This is a genomic window from Syntrophales bacterium (assembly GCA_023229765.1).
Taxonomy (GTDB): Bacteria; Desulfobacterota; Syntrophia; order Syntrophales; family UBA5619; genus DYTH01.
On sequence record JALNYO010000001.1, the window covers coordinates 355,839 to 374,235 of the forward strand.

Annotated in this window: 19 protein-coding genes; 4 read left to right on the forward strand and 15 right to left on the reverse strand. The window is 54.2% G+C overall.

The annotated features are described in order from the left end of the window. The first annotated feature begins 101 nt into the window (after positions 1–101). A complete protein-coding gene (locus M0P74_01820) occupies positions 102–617 on the forward strand; it encodes a TRAP transporter small permease subunit (protein MCK9362328.1) in 516 nt (171 codons plus the stop codon). Next, a complete protein-coding gene (locus M0P74_01825; protein ID MCK9362329.1) occupies positions 614–1,891 on the forward strand; it encodes a TRAP transporter large permease in 1,278 nt (425 codons plus the stop codon). The genes M0P74_01820 and M0P74_01825 overlap by 4 nt, the downstream gene beginning before the upstream one ends. A gap of 12 nt (positions 1,892–1,903) precedes the next feature. Here M0P74_01825 and M0P74_01830 read toward each other — a convergent pair whose 3' ends face one another. The 14 genes from M0P74_01830 to mtaB all read right to left on the reverse strand — a co-directional run bounded on the left by M0P74_01830 (position 1,904) and on the right by mtaB (position 16,005). After that, positions 1,904–2,977, reverse strand: coding sequence for a 3-isopropylmalate dehydrogenase (locus M0P74_01830; protein MCK9362330.1), 1,074 nt, complete (start codon positions 2,975–2,977; stop codon positions 1,904–1,906). Positions 2,978–3,110: 133 nt separating this feature from the next. Next, complete coding sequence (locus tag M0P74_01835; protein MCK9362331.1) at positions 3,111–3,620, reverse strand: TRAP transporter small permease; 510 nt, start codon at positions 3,618–3,620, stop codon at positions 3,111–3,113. Between the two features lie 5 nt (positions 3,621–3,625). After that, on the reverse strand, positions 3,626–4,663 hold the full coding sequence (gene dctP / locus M0P74_01840; GenBank protein MCK9362332.1) for a TRAP transporter substrate-binding protein DctP: 1,038 nt from the start codon (positions 4,661–4,663) through the stop codon (positions 3,626–3,628). Positions 4,664–4,714: 51 nt separating this feature from the next. Further along, positions 4,715–6,010: a TRAP transporter large permease subunit gene (locus tag M0P74_01845; protein ID MCK9362333.1), complete on the reverse strand. Its 1,296-nt coding sequence runs from the start codon at positions 6,008–6,010 to the stop codon at positions 4,715–4,717. Between the two features lie 103 nt (positions 6,011–6,113). Beyond that, positions 6,114–6,971, reverse strand: coding sequence for an oxaloacetate decarboxylase (locus M0P74_01850; protein MCK9362334.1), 858 nt, complete (start codon positions 6,969–6,971; stop codon positions 6,114–6,116). A gap of 55 nt (positions 6,972–7,026) precedes the next feature. Continuing rightward, complete coding sequence (locus tag M0P74_01855) at positions 7,027–8,226, reverse strand: CoA transferase (protein ID MCK9362335.1); 1,200 nt, start codon at positions 8,224–8,226, stop codon at positions 7,027–7,029. Between the two features lie 25 nt (positions 8,227–8,251). Beyond that, on the reverse strand, positions 8,252–9,190 hold the full coding sequence (locus M0P74_01860; GenBank protein ID MCK9362336.1) for a hydroxymethylglutaryl-CoA lyase: 939 nt from the start codon (positions 9,188–9,190) through the stop codon (positions 8,252–8,254). 13 nt (positions 9,191–9,203) lie between these two features. Beyond that, entirely contained in the window at positions 9,204–9,938 is a 735-nt protein-coding gene (locus tag M0P74_01865; GenBank protein MCK9362337.1) for a GntR family transcriptional regulator, read from the reverse strand. 178 nt (positions 9,939–10,116) lie between these two features. Continuing rightward, on the reverse strand, positions 10,117–10,860 hold the full coding sequence (locus M0P74_01870) for an AAA family ATPase (protein ID MCK9362338.1): 744 nt from the start codon (positions 10,858–10,860) through the stop codon (positions 10,117–10,119). Continuing rightward, positions 10,857–11,540, reverse strand: coding sequence for a diguanylate cyclase (locus tag M0P74_01875; GenBank protein MCK9362339.1), 684 nt, complete (start codon positions 11,538–11,540; stop codon positions 10,857–10,859). Before M0P74_01875 ends, M0P74_01870 begins: the two co-directional genes overlap by 4 nt. 213 nt (positions 11,541–11,753) lie before the next feature. Then, positions 11,754–12,668, reverse strand: a complete 915-nt coding sequence (gene era / locus M0P74_01880; GenBank protein ID MCK9362340.1) for a GTPase Era — start codon at positions 12,666–12,668, stop codon at positions 11,754–11,756. A 145-nt stretch (positions 12,669–12,813) separates the two neighbouring features. Next, entirely contained in the window at positions 12,814–13,869 is a 1,056-nt protein-coding gene (locus tag M0P74_01885; GenBank protein MCK9362341.1) for a radical SAM protein, read from the reverse strand. Further along, positions 13,866–14,591, reverse strand: coding sequence for a ribonuclease III (rnc, locus tag M0P74_01890; GenBank protein MCK9362342.1), 726 nt, complete (start codon positions 14,589–14,591; stop codon positions 13,866–13,868). The genes M0P74_01885 and rnc overlap by 4 nt, the downstream gene beginning before the upstream one ends. A gap of 19 nt (positions 14,592–14,610) precedes the next feature. Then, positions 14,611–16,005: a tRNA (N(6)-L-threonylcarbamoyladenosine(37)-C(2))-methylthiotransferase MtaB gene (gene mtaB, locus M0P74_01895; GenBank protein ID MCK9362343.1), complete on the reverse strand. Its 1,395-nt coding sequence runs from the start codon at positions 16,003–16,005 to the stop codon at positions 14,611–14,613. A gap of 362 nt (positions 16,006–16,367) precedes the next feature. Here mtaB and M0P74_01900 point away from each other — a divergent pair, with 362 nt between their 5' ends. After that, positions 16,368–17,372, forward strand: coding sequence for an amidohydrolase (locus M0P74_01900; protein ID MCK9362344.1), 1,005 nt, complete (start codon positions 16,368–16,370; stop codon positions 17,370–17,372). Between the two features lie 55 nt (positions 17,373–17,427). Beyond that, positions 17,428–17,880 (forward strand): hypothetical protein, encoded by a 453-nt coding sequence (locus tag M0P74_01905; GenBank protein MCK9362345.1) that lies wholly within the window; start codon positions 17,428–17,430, stop codon positions 17,878–17,880. Positions 17,881–17,982: 102 nt separating this feature from the next. On the opposite strand, the gene M0P74_01910 is transcribed toward M0P74_01905, so the two are convergent. Next, complete coding sequence (locus M0P74_01910; protein ID MCK9362346.1) at positions 17,983–18,396, reverse strand: 4Fe-4S binding protein; 414 nt, start codon at positions 18,394–18,396, stop codon at positions 17,983–17,985. Position 18,397: the final 1 nt, after the last annotated feature.

Genomic DNA, 18,397 nt, shown 5'->3' on the forward strand with positions numbered 1-18,397 from the left:
GGGACGGTGCGGTGCGCTCTTGCTGCCGCACCGTCCCTCAAAAGCGTTAAAGCCGCTGCGGCTGATTTTCCCTGTCTCCGGGAAAAGTGAAAGGGCGTGCCATGATGGAGAAAATCCGGGCGATCATTGAAAAAAGCAACCTCTATTTAGGAATTATCAGCGGGATGGGGATCCTTTTCATGGGACTGATCCTGGCTTACGAGGTTGTCTGCCGCTATATTTTTAACGCACCGACGATCTGGACACAGGAGGTTTCCATCTACCTGTTCATGTGGACGATGCTCGCGGCTTCGTCTTATACGCTTCAGACCGGCAAGCACGTGCGCGTAGATCTGCTCTTGGAGAGAATGCGCGTCAGAACAAGGCTGCTTACGGAGGGGGCGACCGGCATTGTCGGCGCCTTGTATTGCCTGATTGTTGCGCAGCAGGCCTGGCAGATGCTGGCCATGTCGATTGAATACGGAAAGCTGTCGGCCACCCCGCTGCGGGTGCCTCTGTGGATACCTCAGTCGGCCCTGCTGATCGGTTTTGTGCTGCTTACCCTGCAATTTATCATAATCGTTCTGAAGAGGTTATCGGAATTGCGCGCCATAGGAAACAGGGGGGCAGTCAGATGATAACATTTCTCATTGTCCTTGCCCTCATTTTAATTCTGCTTTTTGCCGGATTGCCGGTGGCCTTTTCCCTCGGCTCGGCCTCGGTGTTGCTGCTGTTTTTTTACGACCTGCCGCTGAAGATTATCGGCAGCACCGTTTTCGGCTCGCTGGACAGCTTCGTTCTGCTGGCCATTCCGCTTTTTGTCATGATGAGCCAAGTGCTGCTCGACGGCCGGATCGGGGATGACCTGTTCGATACCGTCAATGTTTGGGTCCGCCATCTGCCGGGAGGGCTCGCGATCGCGACCGTTATTGCCTGCGCGTTCTTCGCGGCGATCACCGGCTCCGGGGCCGCTTCGGCCGCGACGATCGGGATGGTGGCGTATCCCGCGATGCTGGCGCGGGGATATGACAAGAAATTTACGCTGGGATTGCTGGGAACCGGCGGCACGCTGGGGATACTCATCCCGCCCAGCATTCCGCTTATCATCTACGGCGAGGTGGCCGAGGAGTCTGTCGGCAGGCTTTTTATGGCCGGAGTCGTTCCCGGGATTGTCCTGACGACGATTCTGGTTCTGTACGCGGCCTTTCGCAGCGTCAGAGGAGGTTATCAGCGTCTTGAGCCCGCGTCCTGGCCGGAGAGGCTGCGGGTGACGAGAAAGAACCTCTGGGGCATCATGCTGCCGGTTATAATTCTGGGCGGCATTTACAGCGGCATTTTCACGCCTACCGAGGCCGCCGCCGCCGGGCTGGTTTACAGCCTCTTCATCACGCTGTTCATTTATCGCACCATTCGCTTACGCGATGTTCCGGAGATTGGCCTCAAATCGGCAGCCACTTCGTGCATGATCGCGATGATTATCACCGGAGCGATGCTGTTCGGCAGGGTTATGACTTTGCTGGAGATTCCCCAGCAGCTCACGGAACTTATCATTCAGTGGAAACTTTCCCCTCTCATGTTCGTGGTGGCGATGAATATTCTGATGATTCTCCTGGGGTGCATTCTGGAGACCGTCTCGATCATCCTGTTGACGATGCCGCTGGTTGTTCCGATCATCCATACGCTGGGGATCGACCCGATCTGGTACGCGATCGTGCTTACCGTCAATATGGAGATGGCGCTGGTGACGCCGCCCGTCGGGATGAACCTCTACGTCATCAGCGGGCTTGCTCCGGAGATCCGCATGGCGGAGGTGATCAGGGGCATAACGCCCTTTATCATCATCCTCTTTCTTTTCCTTGTTTTAACGATCGCTTTCCCGGCGATGAGCACCTGGTTGCCGTCGGTTATGTGAGCTCTCAAGAGGTCATCCCTTGGCGATATAATCAGCAATCAAATCGCCTACTTCTTTTGTGCCTCGGCCCATGTTTCCGGAAGCGAGGCTGCGGATGTCCTGGATAAGCGCCTTTTTTACCGCATTTTCGACGCGCGCTGCCGCGGCGGATTGTCCCAGATGTTCGAGCATCATGGAGGCCGCCATGATCGCGGCCAGCGGATTGATAACGTTTTGTCCGGCGTATTTCGGCGCCGAACCGCCGATGGGTTCAAACATCGAAACCCCGGCGGGGTTGATGTTGCCGCCGGCGGCGATTCCCAGCCCGCCCTGGATCATCGCGCCGATGTCGGTGATGATGTCTCCGAACAGATTGTCGGTGACGATTACGTCGAACCATTCCGGGTTCTTGATCATCCACATGGAAACCGCGTCAACATGGGCGTAATCGGTGGTTACATCCGGGTATTCCGCCGCCACCAGGTGAAAGACCCGTTCCCAGAGATCAAACGCATAGGTCAGGACGTTCGTTTTGCCGCAGAGCGTCAGTTTCTTGCGTTTGCCCCGTTTTCGGCAGTATTCGAAGGCATAGCGAATACAGCGCTCGACGCCGTAGCGGGTGTTGATTGACTCCTGGATCGCCACTTCCTGTTGAGTTCCTTTTCTCAGGAACCCCCCCCCGCCGGTGTACAGACCCTCCGTGTTTTCCCGGACGACGGCAAAGTCAATCTCTTTGGGGCCCTTGTTCTTCAACGGCGTTTCCACGCCGTCATAAAGGGCAACCGGCCGGAGGTTGATGTACTGATCCAGCCGGAAGCGCAACTCCAAAAGCAGACCCTTTTCCAGGATGCCCGGCTTCACGTCTGGGTGGCCGATTGCCCCGAGCATAATCGCATCCATTTTTGCAATTTCCGCCAGAACGCTTTCCGGAAGGATTTCGCCTGTCTTGAGAAACCGCTCGCCGCCGAGATCATAGTGGTGCAGATCGAAGTGGAGCTGGTCGCGGCTCCCTGCCGCTTCCAGGGCTTTCAGCGCCTCCCGGATCACCTCCGGACCGGTGCCGTCGCCGGGAAGGACGGCGATGGTAAATGTCGTTTTTCCGCTCATGTTTTGTCTCCTTTTTTTGTGGTAAAATTCTGCATCGATCCATCGTTGGGCGGCGGATGTCACAGATGCTGGTTAAAAATGAGGGAGAGGGGATTTCACCCCCCCCCGCTTTAACCCCATTGGTTTCTCTATGTCAAATCTGCGGTCCGGCTTTTGCGTCCCCCGGCGGAGTCAATCCTGACTTGATAAGAACCGCATACTGAAGCGCCAGCAGTAAAAAACCAAGCGGGAGAAAAAGATAGGGAATGAACATCGGCGTGCCGAGCGATGTGGACATCCGGTCATGGTGCTGCCAGGCCTGAATGGTCATCACTGAGCCTTTCCAGATCATCGCGGTGCAGAAAAGAATTCCCAGCGCGCCGCGAAGAACTCCCAGTCGTTGAACAACGCGCCCTGACAACCGCTCGGTCAGAAAGGTGACGCGGATGTGAACCCCGGAACTCAGAACATCCGCTGTCGGGATCGTGCAGACGAACAAGAGCAGGAACGTATTAACCTCCAGCGCCCAATGGGTCGGGGCGGCAAAGATGTAGCGCATCAGCACATCGTAAAAGATGCTGACCACCATGAAGGCCATCGCCGCCTGTCCCAGGATGCCTGTAGTTTTGGAAAGCCCTGGAATGATTCCCGCCGGTTCATTCATCTTATTCAGCCTTTCCCCAAGGCGAGGTTAATCGCCTTCTGGCCGGTTTCCTCCCCGACCTGTTTTTTCCACCATGCCCAGACAGGCATGCTCTTTTCTTCAAAGTCCTTCAATTCAGCTGCGGTGGGTTTGAATATCTGGAGCCCCGCCTTTTGCAACTGCGGCCAGAACTGTTCCGGATAAAATTTCCGGTTAATGTCGGCTGCGTAGGTGCGGTCAAACTCTTGGGACGCATCCCAGAAAGCGGCTTTTATCTTGTCGGGGAGTTTGTCCCACTTGTCTTTGAGGAAAAAAATCGCTATCGAGAAACCGGTCATCGGCAGCTTGTAGCAATATTTGACCTGCTCGTAGATTTTTCGCCCCATGATCGTGCTGATGTTGGCAAGCGTTGCATCTACGGTCCCGCGCTGAACGGCGAGGTAAAGCTCCGAAGAGGGTACGCGCGCGCCGCCGACGCCATAAGCTTTCAGCACCTCTTCCGCTTCGAAGGCGACCGTCCGGATGCGCTTTCCTTTCAGGTCGGCAAGGCTGGCGATTCTGTTCTTTCCGCTCCAGATGTATTCCGGCTCGAGGATGCCGCCGCCCGCGGTCAGCATGAAGGTATTGTCCTTTGCCAGGGAATCGTTGATCAGCTTCCACAGGGGGCTTTCCATCGCGAGTCGCTCCCCGTGTTCGTAGAGGTTGTCACAGAGGCTGGGGAGCCCGAGAAGGCCAAGAATCGGGTAGTTGCGCGTGATGTACGAGGTCGTGTGGAACATGAACTGGATTGTCCCCGCCCGCAGCGCCGACACCTGTTCGTCCGCCTTGACAAGGGTTCCGGAATCGAAGAAGTCCATCTTCAGCAGGTCGGGATGTTTCTTCAGGCGATCAACAAACGTGACGATCGGCGGGAAGAGGTCTTTGTAGGCGGGGGTCAGATAGGTGACGCCCGTATAAGTCGGCGGCGCGGCAAACGCCTCGGTGAGCCAGCGATCGGACAAGCCGAGCATGACAATGCCTGTCCCTGCCGTTGTTAAGAAATCTCTGCGTGTGATTTTTCCCATAGCTTTTTCCTCCTTGTCCTTTCTTTTGTTTGGGTTTTCCCTGTTTAAAAATTACTTGACCATGCCTGGCAGCCAGAGGCTTAACGGTGGATATAACGTAAACAGTATTAAACACAGCAACTGAATCATCAGAAACGGGATGCTGCTTCTGATAATTTCCTGAAGCGAAAGCGACGGGACGCAGCTTTTTAGTGTGTAGAGGTTCAGCCCGACGGGAGGCGTCACGACGGCCAGCTCGAGATTGATAACCAGGACAATGCCATACCAGAGCGGATCGTAGCCGAGGGCTTTCACCAGGGGCAGTAGAATTGGGGTGGTGATGACGATGAGCGAGGCGGCATCCACGAACATTCCTCCTATAATCAGGAGGAGCTGGATCGCGAAGATCAGAACCAGCGGATGCAGATGGAGGTCGATCAGAAAATTGCTCAGCAACTCCGGGACACGCACCATGTTGAGATAGGAGCCAAAGATCATCGCGCAGCCGATGATGACCATAATGGCAACGCTGATCCTCATGCTTTCCTTGATGATTTCGATAATCCGGCGCAGATTGACGGTGCGGTAGGCGATACTGGCAATAATTAAAGCCCCGACGACCCCGATCGCCGAAGCCTCCGTCGGGGTCGCGATGCCGGCGTAGATTGAACCCAGCACCATAATGATCAGGATGCCAGTGTGCCATACCTCTAAAAGGCTGGACCAGCGCTCTTTCCAGGTAAATCCGGCGTTGGCGCCCCGGGGCGCCAGCTCGGGCGAGATGAGGCACCTGATGAGGACGTAGAGGCTGAGCATGGTGGCCATAACCAGCCCCGGGACGATGCCGCCGATGAAAAGCTTGGCGATGGACTCGCCGGAGATGGCGCTGTAGATTATGAAGGGAACGCTGGGCGGGATCAGCATCGCGAGGGCGCCCGCCGTGACGACGGAGCCAGCGGCTATTTTTGAAGAATACCCGCGTTTGAGCATCTCCGGAACCGCCATCGAGCCGATCGCTGCAACGCCGGCGACGCTGACGCCGCTTACCGCGCCGAAGACGGTGCAGGCGCCGATTGAGGCAATGGCCAGACCGCCGGGCAGCCAGGAGAGCCATCTGGTCGCCATAGTGTAAAGATCGCCGCCGATCGGGCTTTTGGCCAGGATATTGCCCATCAGCACGAACAGGGGAAGCGCCAGCAATTCGAAGGTAGTTTCCTGGCCGAAAAAGGCCGTTGCCGCGAGCGTCAGCGCATCGGGGCCGCGGAAAAGCAGTATCCCCAGAACGCCGGATAAGCCAAGGGAGATGAAGATATCCACCCCTATGGCGATCATGAGCAAAAGCAGCAGAAGCACGAATATCGTCAGCATTAAATTCCCTCTTTATGGGCAAAAAAACCAGTACCCCGCGAATTGCTGTCGCTGATTGTTCAGGCTATGTTTCAGGGGTAATTATATCCCCATTGCGCACTGATTACGAGAATTTCTTTTCCAGGGCGCGCATTTCGCCTACGCCGACAAGGTTGTTGAACTCTTCAAAGCTGACGAGGTCTTCAAGACAATTCTCCGTGGAGCCTTTCTCCCGCAAGTGGGTCAAGACCTTCATCATTGCCTTGGTTGCTGCGTATAGGGTTGAAACTGGGTAGATCGCGATCTTGTAGCCGATTTGCTCCAGTTCCTCCGCGGGGAGAAAAGGCGTCTTTCCCTTTTCGACCATATTGGCGATCAGCGGAAGTTTCAGTTCGCGGGCGATCTCCTTCATCTCCGCTATAGTCTGCGGCGCCTCGACGAAGAGCACATCCGCGCCGGCCTCGGCATAGGCAACCGCTCGGGCGATCGCGTCCTTCAGGTTGGTTACCGCCCGGGCATCGGTGCGGGCGACAATGACGAAATCTTCGGACTGCCTCGCATAAACGGCGGCGCGTACCTTTGCCGCCATTTCTTCTTGGGGGATGAGTTGTTTTCCTTCCATGTGTCCGCAGCGCTTGGGAAAAACCTGATCTTCGAGTTGCAGGCCGGCGATGCCCGCTTTTTCGAACTCGCGCACCGTTCGCATGACGTTCAGAACCCCGCCGTAACCGGTATCCCCGTCGGCGATAAACGGGATAGCGACGGCGGAAGCCATATTCCCGGCTTGACTGACCACCTCCGACATCGTCATCAAGCCGATATCGGGCTGGCCGAGAACGCTTGCCGAGGCGCCATAGCCGGTCATATAGACGGCAGAAAAACCCGCCATTTCCACCAGGCGCGCGGACCAGGCGTCGAAAGCGCCAGGGGCTCGCACAAGGCCCGGTTTCTGTAGAAGCTCACGTAATTTTTTCCTTTTCATGCTCCAATGTCTCCTGTTCCTGAATTTATCCGTTATAAGTCGTCTGTCCCTGCTCTCAGTTTTCAGTGGCGCCAGGAGCGGCAAAGACAGCGCCTGCATTGAGTAAAGCGTCTATTTCTGCTTCCGGATAGCCCAGCTCACGCAATACCGAAACGGTATTCTCGCCGATCTGGGGCGACGGTTTATGCAGTCGGGCGGACGTTCTGGAGAACTTGACCGGAAATCCCGGCATCTTGACCGGCCCGCCGGGCTGAGCCGACTCGATCACCATCTCCTGATGGAGCACCTGGGGATCGGAAAAAACCTGCTTCAGATTGTTTACTGGACCGCAGGGCACCCCGGCCTGGTTGAGCAGCTCGATCCACTCGTCCCGTTTTTTGGTCGCTATTATTCCTTGAATTATTTCATTTATTTCACTTCTGTTCTGACGGCGTTTCTGCTGGGTGTCAAAACGCGGGTCGGTGGGGAGATCGTCCCGCTTCAGCGCGGCGCAGAGCTGAAGCCAGTTTTTTTCAGCGCTGGGAGCGATGGCTACCGGGCCGTCGGCGGCATTGAAGAGTCCATACGGAGAGACAACCATGTGATCATTGCCGTTGCGGGGCGGGAGTTCCCCGGTCGCAAAAAAGGCGGAAGAGGCGAAGGTGAACATGCTGATCAGCCCGTCCACCATCGCTGTCTGGATTTCCTGGCCCCGCCCGCTCTTCTCCCGCTCCCGCAGGGCGGCCAATATTCCGAACGCCGCATAGAGCCCCGCGATCGTGTCGCTGATGGGGACTCCGACCCGGAGCGGTGGCATCTGTTCGTTGCCGTTGAGGCTCATAAAGCCCGACATCGCCTGGGCGATGAAATCAAAGGCGGGGCGATCCTTGTAGGGGCCCGATTTGCCGAAGCCGCTGATTGCGGCGTAGATCAAGGAGGGGTTCAGCGCGCTCAATTCCTTGTACCCGAGGCCGAGGCGGTCCATCACCCCCGGCCGGAAATTTTCTACAACGATATCCGCTTTTTCAGCGAGACGCCGAATGATCTCCTTGCCTTCTGGTTTTTTCATGTCAACCGTAATGGCCCTTTTATTTCTGTTGAGGTTTACAAAATAGGGATTCTCGCCCTTGCCCATGATCCCGGTAACGCGGGACGGATCGCCTTCAGGCGCCTCTATTTTGATGACGTCCGCCCCCAGATCGGCCAGGAGCATTGTGCAGAAGGGGCCTGATACGACCCTGGTCAAATCAAGAACCTTTAATCCTGTAAGTGGCATGGCTGGCAACTCCTGTCTTTTAAAATTAATGGGTTATGCCGCAGATTGCGGCCGCCAGCAGAGGATCGCGGGGGCCGCTTTTCATCACCTGCCCGGGCAGCGTTCTGCCGAGAATTGACTCAAGCTGCTGTGCGGCTTCTATAATTTTCAGCAGATCGATGCCGGTATCATACCCCATGTCTTCCAGCATGAAAACCACGTCCTCCGTGGGAAGATTGCCGGCGGCCAGTGGAACGTTCGGGCAGCCGCCGATCCCGCCCAAAGCCGCGTCAAACGTGTCGGCGCCCGCTTCCAGCGCTGCGTAGAGATTGGCCATCGCAGTCCCCCGGTTGTTGTGCAGATGGAGGGAGTAGGGGATTTGGGGGAAGCGGCTCGTGAATCCCTTGATCATTTTAATTATTCTGGTCGGCGTCGCCATTCCCGTCGTATCGGCAAGAATGACCGAGGCTGCGCCGCCATTGATATAGGCGTCGGCGAGGCGATAAACCTCGTCATCCGACACATCGCCCTGGTACGGACAGCCGAAGGCGACGGCCAGGGCGCCCATCACCGGTTTGTTCCGCTCCCGGGCAAGCGTAAAGATTGCCTGCAAATCCGTCACTGACTCCGCCACGGTTCTGCGCACGTTTGCCAGATTATGGGCATCAGTTGTTGAAATCACTACTACCAGCTTATCCGCGCCGTGGTCGAGCGCGAGCTGGGCCCCCTTGAGGTTCGGGACGAGCGGGCTGTGGATGCATCTGTTTTTGGGGAGTCCCGCCATAACTTCTGCCGCGTCGCGCATCTGGGGTATCGCCTTGGGGCTCACAAAGGAGGTGGTTTCCATCTCCGTTATCCCCGCTTCGAGCAGCCGGCGGATGACGGTGATTTTTTTTTCGGTCGGGACGAATTCCGGCCAGGACTGGAAACCGTCGCGGGGCGCGACTTCGCGAATATGTATCTTTCTTGATTCTGACGATTTCATTTAAATCACCCTTCTAAAAAGATATTTTTGTTTTATAGACGTATAGGTCGCCGCGAAAATGGATGCAGGAGACTTCGACCGGCGCTTGGGACATGTCCATGTAGGTATTTTCAACAAGGAACAACGCCTCTCCGAAACCTATTCCCAGTTTTGCGGAGGTATCGATGTCGGCGACGGTTGCGCGCACCATTTGTTCGACGCTGGCCAACTGCACGCCGCAATGATCGCGAAAGACGGTGAGAAAGGGCTGTTTTAAGAACATTTCCTTATTGACGCCGGACATCAGCTCGGGAAGGGCGTAGTTGACGATAAAGGAGGCAGGATGTCCATTTAACTTTCTAATCCGCTTCATGCGCCATATCGGGGCACTGCCTTTTGTGTGGAGCAACTCGGCTATCCTTCGGGGACAGGGAACGGTGGCAAGCTCCAGCACCTCTGTCTCCGTCTGCAAATTTCTGGTCAGCGCGGAATCGGCCCAGTTCCAAAAATTGCCGGACAATTTAAGTTCCACAATTTCCTCGGGGCGCTTGGTAACCCTTGTTCCCACGCCCTGTTTCGGTTCTACATACCCCTCCTGAACGAGGATGCTCATCGCCTTGCGGATGGTTATGGCGCTTACCCCGAATTCCTGTTCAAGATCGCGGGCGGGGGCGAGCAGCTCCCCTGCCCGGTATTCCTCCTGCAGGATGCGGCCTTTCAGTGTTTCGGCAAGCTGGACGTAGATGGGTGCTTTTCGATTGTCGCTCATGGCAGGAAGTGTCCCGGAAAGATAGTTTTTAATGATATCAAACGCATATACTGAAAAAAGTCGGCTTTCCACTAAACAACGCCGGTAGCGGAGGACGATCAATTTGTATATGTTTATACAAATATCATGTCTGACTGTCAAGAAAAATATAAATCAATAAAAAATTCGGGCAAGCGGTCTACCAGGTGCGAACCTTTTCTGATATTTTTTTGAAATTATTTGCCATCCCGGAATGAGGGGAGGCAAGAACGGCTATTTTCTGCGTGAGGATAGACTGGGATGCCAGTTCATCGTTGAGGATATGGCCGGTATAATGGAGATCGAAGCCCAGAAACTTTTTGCAGATGGAATTGATATGGTTGAAAAGCCGCATCGCCTCGTTTTCGTTGGCTACGGCATTGGCGATAATGCCGAAATCCTTGCGCTCAAATACCTGAAACATCACCTTGATCATGGAATAGGCGTCGGTAAGGCAGGTAAGCTCCTTGTTGATTATAACGATGTTTTTGGAGGCGAGCAGATTGAACTGCAGCACAACCTCGGAAATGCCGGCGCCGGTGTCGAGCATGATCATATCGTAATCGGTGAACTCCAGGATCATCGCTTTTACCAATTCGATCTTTTCAAAAAGGAGCTGCGCCATATCCCTGACCCCGGAACTTGACGGAATCAGATCGAAGCCGCCTTTTGTCGGAATCACTATATCCCGCAGGTTTTTGTCTCCAAAAATCACATCCTGCAGCGTATGGGGAGGGTTAATTCCCAGCATGATATCAATATTGGCCAGTCCCAGATCGCAATCCACGACAAGGATTTTCTTTTTTGTCTGAGCCAGCGTCGCGGCCAGATTGAGGGTGGTGAATGTCTTGCCAACGCCGCCCTTCCCGCTGGTTACCGAGAGGATTAGAGGCTTTTTTTTCATTGCTTTTCCATTTCGTTTATTTCGGCAAAGCGCACGGAAAGCGCTTTTCTTTCCGCATTGTTGACGGCGGTGTTTTCAGCTTTCGCATCGAGGTCGTGGAAGATATGGTTTTTACCTGTTTTTTTTGCTTGGCAAAGATTGCCGTCCGCCTGTTGGAAAAAGGCGTCAACACTCATCTTGTGAGACGATTTATAAATGGCAAGGCCGACACTCACCGACACGCGTCGGCCTTCGGCCGTATAAACCGTGAAATCAAAGCTTTTCAGAGAATTTTGGATTCGTTTGGCGACACCGATGCCTTCGGTAAGCCCGGAGGAGGGCATGATTATGAAAAACTCGTCCCCGCCGAAACGGCAGGCAAAGTCGGTTGGTCGGACGCTTTTGCCCAAGATGCCGGCGAACTGAGACAGGAGCTGGTCCCCGATATAATGTCCGAAGGTATCATTGACATTCTTGAAGTTGTCCAGGTCCAGAGCAATTAAGGTGCAGGGCTGACCGGTGCGTCTGGCCCGAGTAGTTTCCACCTCCAGTTGCAGATAAAAGAAGCGCTTGTTGTACAAACCAGTCAGTTCATCGGTAAGAAGCAGGGATTTCAGCCGCTCGTTCTCATTTTCCAGTTCTGTTACCCGCCTTAGCAGCTCATCCAAGGGAGTTATCTTTTGCCTTTTTGTTTCAGCCATCTTTTACCCCGACTGTCATCCTGAAATATATCCCCCTGCAAGCGCCTTTTGCGTTCGCGGAAAATACCCGCTCTTCTGATAATAATCGCAGGGCGCAACCATTCGTGAGGGGCTCTTTACAACATATTTGGCCTATATAAAACAAATTTTTTGGATAAGAAAATTATTGCTGCCGGCAAGTATCAGAAAAAATAGCCAGTTAGACGCAGCTCCTTAACGCGCCGGTCCCTTGTTTTCCATATATCCGAATTCCTTCAGTAAACGAGGGTCGCTGGTCCAGTCTTTCGCCACGCGGACAAAGAGTTCCAGAAAGACCCGGGAAGCGAAGAACCTCTCCATCTCCAGCCGCGCCTTTGTGCCTATCTCCTTGAGCATCGCGCCCCCCCTGCCGATGACGATCCCCTTTTGTGAATCCTTTTCAACATTGATCGTAGCCTTGATGCGGATCATGTTTTTGGCCTCGTCTTCCTGGAAGGAATCGACGACGACGGCGGTTACGTATGGTATTTCCTGATGCAGACGGAGGGTGATCTTTTCTCTGATGATTTCGGCGGCGATAAAGCGCTCGGAGCGGTCTGTCATCATCTCTTCGGGGAAGTAGCGGGGCCCCTCGGGAAGGAGCTTCCAAATCTCGGAGACAAGGTGCGCTACTCCGTCATTTTTTAAAGCGGAAACGGGAATGATTTCGCGAAATGGGTAAAGGGCGCTGAAGGAGTCGATAAGGGGCAGAAGGCGCTGCTTTTCGATGAGGTCGGTCTTGTTGATAACCAGGATTACGGGTTTTGTCAGACCTGCCAGCGATTCGATGATGAAGCGGTCGTCACTGCGCGGCGCCTCCTCCGCTTCGACTAAAAGCAGAAGCAGATCAACATCGCCGATGGTTCCAGAGGCCGTCTCCACCATGGCCTTTCCCAAGGGAGTCTTAGCCCTGTGAATGCCGGGCGTGTCGAGAAAGATCAGTTGCCCGGGGTTCGGTTCATCAAGGTTTTTTATCCCCATGATCCGGTTGCGCGTCGTCTGGGGTTTACGGGTGGCAATGGCGATTGTCTCCCCTACGAGCTGATTGAGCAGGGTGGATTTGCCGACGTTGGGCCGCCCGATGATGCCGATGAAGCCTGATTTGAACAAGTCTGCCTCCGTTTTAAAGGAAAAACTCCCTGCCTTATCCACATTTCGCAAATAAAGTGTCCGGTATTGATATCACGCCGGGACTATCTATGCAAACATTTTGCCGAACGCTGAGCGCCGCCGGCAAAAAACGACAGCCGGCAGTTCAAAGTTCGTCAATCCTTCCGGAAAAATCCGTCCTTAATTTTTTGCCCTCGTCGGCAATGACCAGGGTTCCCCTTGCCAGCGAGGGATCAACTTCCACATGGATATTTTCTAACCGATAGTTTTCCTTCAGCGTGGCAATGTTTCCCCGCCGCAAACCCTGGAGGTTGGAAACGTCTTGAGGGGAGACGATAAATTTGATTTCTTTTTTTCTTCCAGCGGCAACATTGAGGAGCGTTTCGGCCATTTCGAGAAAGATTGCCGCCTCGACAAGCGCTCGGAAGGCCGGATGAAAAGGCCCACCGAGCACGGCGCCCGGCTCTTCCAGTTCGCCCGTTGTCTGCAGGCCCAGGCGGATAACGGGAATGCCCGCTTTTGTAAACTTTTTGAGAGCCTCTTTAGACAGTTCCGTTGCCTCCAAAAGAGTAAGCGGCTGGTATTTTTTCTTTATGAAATCCCTGGCCAGGGCGGTGTTTTCAAGGACAATGGTCGGGTGGATCCGCACTGTGTCGGGACGCAGGGCGATCGCCGTCTCCACCGTTTTGGCGAAGCGTTCCGGGGTGTCCCCGGGAAGCCCGACCATCAGGTGAATCCCGGTTGTAAACCCCCCTTCCTTGAGCAGTTTTATCGCCCGGATATTGTCCGCCGCGGTATGCCCCCGCCGGGACTGAAGCAGAACCCCGTCGTCAAAGGACTGTACCCCTATTTCGACGGCAGCTACGCCCGACCGCTTTAAAAAAGCGAGATTATCGGGGGCGATCTCGTCCGGGCGGGTGGAAATCCGGATGCTTTCAACCCTGCCTTCCCTCAAAAAAGGGGCGGCGAGCATAAGCAGTCTTTCCTGTTCCGCATGCTCCATGCCGGTAAAGGTTCCCCCGTAAAAGGCGATCTGAACGGGGCCCTGCTTGCGGGAGGGCTTGGCCAGGTGGGTGCGGATGATGTCGTTGAAGTCATCATCGGTTATCCGGGCCGGGTGGCTGCCCGCGGTAAGGATTTCATTGCAGAAGATGCAGCGATGCGTGCAGCCCCCGTTCATTATGAAGATCGGAATGATCACCCGCCTGTTTCCTCTTGCTCCCGCCGGAGAGTTAAAAGCGCAGTCCGTGCCGCTTGCTTTTCGGCCTCTTTCTTGCTTTTCCCGCTTCCCGCGGCAATGAATCTCTCCCCGATAAAGAGACCCATTTCAAAGAGTTTGTCGTGGTCAGGGCCGGTTTCGGACAGCACGCTGTAGCGGGGGATTGTTTTAAAGAGGAGCATGCTTCGCTCCTGGAGGGCGGTCTTGTAGTCCAGACAGGTTGAGTCGGCATCCCCTTCCCGGAGAAGGGGTTCAAAAATTGTGCCGAGAAAGGCGGCTGCACATTCAAAGCCCTTGTCCAGAAAAATCGCAGCGATAACGGATTCAAGGGCGTTTGCCAAAAGCGACGGTTTTGTCCTTCCCCCGGAGGCCTCTTCCCCTTTTCCAAGCAGCAGGTGCTCTCCGATTGTGAATTTACGGGACAGTTCGGCAAGCGGATGTTCGTTAACGGCAGAGGCGCGGAGTTTTGAGAGCTGCCCCTCTGTGTAGGTGGGGAATATTTTCATCAGCATGTCGCTTACAATCAACTGCAATACCGCGTCTCCGAGAAACTCCAGCCGCTCATTGTCGCCGTTCGCTATGGATGCGTTTTCATTGGCGAAAGATCGGTGGGTAAGCGCCCGGTTGAGGAGGGACTTATCGGTGAAATTCCAGCCGAGACGCGCTTCAAGTTCGGCAAGGCTTTGCAGTCGTTCATTATCCATTATTTCGATCCTCAAAATGTCAGCAACCTATGGCGTTCGCAATGAGGCGCTCACCGTCCAGAGATTCCGGGACAACTCTTACGATGCTGTTGACTTTCACCCCGCTGCCGCGGACGGCCACGGGGATGTAGTTTTCTGAAAATCCGGTCGGGTGCCCTGTCTCTTTATCGGTTCGGCGTTCGATGAGCACCTTGAGCGGCTTTCCCAGGAAGCGCTCCGCAAAGCTGCGACGCTTTGCCGCTCCCGCTTCCCGGAGAAGCTTTACGCGGTTTTTCTTTACATTATCAGTGACTTGTCCAGGCATCGTCGCCGCGGGCGTGCCTGGCCTGCGGGAGAAGGGAAATGCGTGCAGGTATGCCAGAGGCAGCTCTTCGATCAAACTTAGAGTTTCGGCGAACTCCTCCTCCGTCTCTCCGGGGAAGCCCGCGATCACGTCTATCCCGATGGCAAGACCAGGAATTGCGCATTGGAGCTTCAAGACGAGTTCCCGGAAAAAAGCCGTATCGTAATTGCGCCGCATCTGCTTAAGGATTCTGTTGCTGCCGCTTTGCAGCGACAGGTGCAGATGGGGACAGATAATATCGGAGCCCCTGATCAGGGAGAGCAGTCCCGTGGTCACCTCGCGCGGTTCCAGGGAGCTGATGCGGAGACGTTCAAACAGTCGTTTTTCCACAATTTTCCCCAGAAGGGAGGTAAAATTGGAGGGAGGGCGTAGGTCGCGTCCCCAGGCGCCGAGATGGATTCCGGTCAGGACGATTTCCCGATAGCCGTTGGCGGCCAGTCGCGCCAGCCTCTGCATGGTCTCCTCCGGAAAAAGGCTGCGGCTTGTTCCCCGCGTGTAGGGTACTATGCAGTAACTGCAAAAGGCGTCGCAGCCATCCTGAATCTTCAGGAAAGCCCGGGTATGTTCGGGAAAGACCGCTGCTCCCAGCGGGGAGATGGCCTTTTCCTTACGGATATCGCCGACAATAATTTCATTCTTGGCGATCTCAGGAAAGAAGCTTTCTTCGCCGCTATTTGTTAAATTTAAGCTGCGCTTGCCCGTCTGAAGCAGCAGATCGGGGATCAATGCCTTTTCGGTGTTGCCGATGACGAAATTAACCCCGGCAAGCGAGGATAGTTCCTGGGGCGCCCTTTGAGCGTAGCAGCCGGTGACGATAATTATTGCCTCCGGATTCTTTCGGAGGGCCCGGCCGACGAGCTGCCGGGACTGATAATCGGTTTTTCCTGTAACTGTGCAGGTATTGATTATATAGGCATCCGACTTTTCATTAAACGGGACAATCGTCAATCCCCGGGCGCCAAGCATTTCGGATATTGACGCCGATTCGCACTGGTTTAACTTGCAGCCGAGGGTGGCGACCGCTGCCGTCATGATTTTCCCAATTTTTTTTGGATCTTTTTGTGCAGTCAATCTTGCCGCTTCCTTTTTAGCCCTTCCTCTAATCGCCGCAGCTCGCGTTGTCAAGTAAAACCGCTTTTTTAACCGCGGCGCTGCTGCAGCCGAGACATTTCAGCGGATTTCCAAATCAATGGCACAAGCCGCTTTGGCGACCATTTCCAGAATTGTCTGAAAAATACGCTAAGGCGAAGCTTGATATTTCGACAAACCTTATTGACAATTGCTCCCGACTTAGTGTAGTCTTTTAGACTAATCAGCTTGTTATTGGACTTCATCAACCGGGAAATCGCGATTCCTGCCCTGAGCAGCGCTGCAAATTACAGGGCAACCGGAAAGCGGACAACAATTCATTAATGCTTTAGGGGGAGACGATTATGAAAATAGATATTTTTAATCACATTTTTCCACAGGCGTACTTTGACAAAATGGTAGAGCTGGCGCCGAACGGCGCCGATATGCACAAGCGGGTGCGCAACATACCTTGTATTGTGAACCTTGATGAGCGTTTCCGCATCATGGATTTGTTCGGCGATTATCAGCAGGTCATCTGTCTGGGGGCGCCCCCGATTGAGGTTTTTGGCCCGCCCGCGGTTGCCAATGAACTGGCCCGTTTGGCCAATGACGAGATGGCGAAACTCGTCCGTAAATATCCGGACCGTTTCCCCGGCTTTATTGCTTCACTGCCGATGAATGATCCCGAGGGGTTGCTCAAGGAAGCAAAGAGAGCCGTTTCCGAGCTGGGCGCGGTTGGGGTGCAGGTGTATTCGAACGTGCTCGGCAGTCCCTTGACCAGACCAGAAACCATGCCCTTGTTCGATCTGATGGTGGAACTCGACCGGCCCATTTGGCTCCACCCGGCCCGGGGGGCGGATTTCCCTGATTACAAGAATGAAAAAAAGAGCCACTATGAAATCTGGTGGACCTTCGGCTGGCCCTATGAGACCAGTGTGGCGATGGCGCATATCGTTTTTGCCGGGCTTTTTGACCGGCTCCCTTCGCTGAAGATTATTGCCCACCATCTGGGCGCCATGATTCCCTATTTTGCCGGCCGGGTCGGGCCGGGCTGGGATCAACTCGGCAGCCGCACATCCGACGAGGACTATACTACGCTGCTCCGGCAGTTAAAGAAACGGCCCATTGATTATTTCCGCATGTTTTATGTGGATACCGCTATCTTTGGCGCTCGCGACGCCACGATTTGCGGCTTGAACTTTTATGGAGCGGAAAAGGCGTTATTTGCCTCCGACATGCCCTTTGATCCGGAAAAAGGGACGGCGTATATCAGGTGGACGATCGATATTATCGACAGCCTGGACATAACGCCGGCCGAGCGTCAGGCCATCTATGAAGGCAATGCCCGCAAACTGCTGCATCTCTAAAGTTTGTTGGGCAATACCTTATTCGGGATTATTTTCAAGGGGTTATTAATATAGTATGGAGAGAATAATCGGCATCGCCTCCGAATACCATCTAATCGCTATAGCGATAGGTTTTTTGATTTTACTGGTGGTCTATTTCTTCCTCAAAAGCTTGATGAAAATCGCTCTTTTTGTATTGATAATCGTAATCGCGATCGGGAGTTATTTTTACTTCCAGCACCCGGGGACAGACCAGGTAAGCGTTAAAGACGCCTTCAATAGGGCGAAAACCGATTCCGAAAAGGTTGTGGAAAAGGGGCAGGATGCCTGGGGAAAGGGTAAAAAGTTGGTGGGGGAGGGCAGAAAGGCATACGAAAAAGGGAAAAAAACCATAGAAAACGGCAAAGAGTTGCTTGATAAGGGGGTCGAAAAGGGGGACGATTTTGTTGAAAAAGTGAAAAAGATTGTGAGAAAAATATATCTTCTTTTCGAGACGAAAACTGATGACGGCGCACAGCAGAAAAAGTGACTTGCAGGAAAATATTAACGCTTTGATGGGGCCGGGTTTACTTACACCCGGACAGGAGTCCTCTTCTTATGAACATTAAGCTTTACTGGCCAAAGCAGTCTTCTACCAGAGAAGATCAACCCCCATCGCCCGCACCGGGCATGCCAAAACGCATAGTTCACAGCCTGTGCAAAGCTCCGTATCGAAATTAACCCGCCATGATTCGCGATCCAGATGCAGGGCGCCGGTGGGACAGACGCCGGTGCAGGTTCCGCAGTGGATGCACTTTTCGGTGTTTTGACTGACGCTTTTGGAAAGCGGTTCGACGCCGAGTCCGAGCGACTTGAGGTAACGAATGCCGTCGTCGAAATTTTCTTTTGTGCCGCTCAGCTCCAGAACGAGGAGCCCTTCGCGTCTGGGCAGGATTCTGGCCTTCAGGATATTCAACATCAGATCGTACCGCTTCACCAACTCGTAGATAATCGGTCTCTCCGAAGATTCCGCAGGGTAGTGGATAACCACCTTTTTTGAGTGCATT